General features: G+C 45.9%; 1 pseudogene. It reads left to right on the top strand.

Features of this window, described 5'->3' with window-relative positions:
- Window positions 1–123: 123 nt before the first annotated feature.
- Window positions 124–560, top strand: a pseudogene (locus tag BG32_RS13515) (IS21 family transposase); the annotation flags it as partial.

Genomic DNA, 560 nt, shown 5'->3' with positions numbered 1-560 from the left:
ATACTGAAGGAAGGAGACCGGGTCCTTTCCGAACACTTTCTCAGATTCAAGAATCACTATGGATTCGAAGCAGTCTTTTGTAATCCCCAGAGCGGGAATGAGAAAGGCAGCGTCGAAAGTAAAGTGGGATACCATAGGAGAAACCTGCTAGTTCCTGTTCCAGAGATAAATGACTTAATGGCCTTCAACAAAGAGCTCCTCGCTCGATGTGATCATGATATGGAAAGACCGCACTATTCGAAGCCAGGCATGATAAGAGAGCGATTTGAAGAAGACAGGACAAAGCTTCTAACACTTGCGCCAAATAAGTACGATGAATCGATCCTCCTGGCCGTTCGCACAGATGCTCACGCGAAGTTCACCCTTGAGAAAGGAAGGCATACATATTCAAGCGCTCCACAATATGCAAAGACCGAGATATGGGCAAGACTGACCGCACATGAAGTTATCGTAATGGACAGGGACTACAAAGAGATAATCACTCACCCCAGACTGTATGGACAGATGAAGAGAGAATCAATGAACTGGATCCCTTATCTCACCCAATTATCCAGGAGACC

It is taken from the genome of Mesotoga sp. HF07.pep.5.2.highcov (assembly GCF_003666285.1).
Lineage (GTDB): Bacteria > Thermotogota > Thermotogae > Petrotogales > Kosmotogaceae > Mesotoga > Mesotoga prima.
This window is presented reverse-complemented; position numbering and strand designations above follow the sequence as displayed.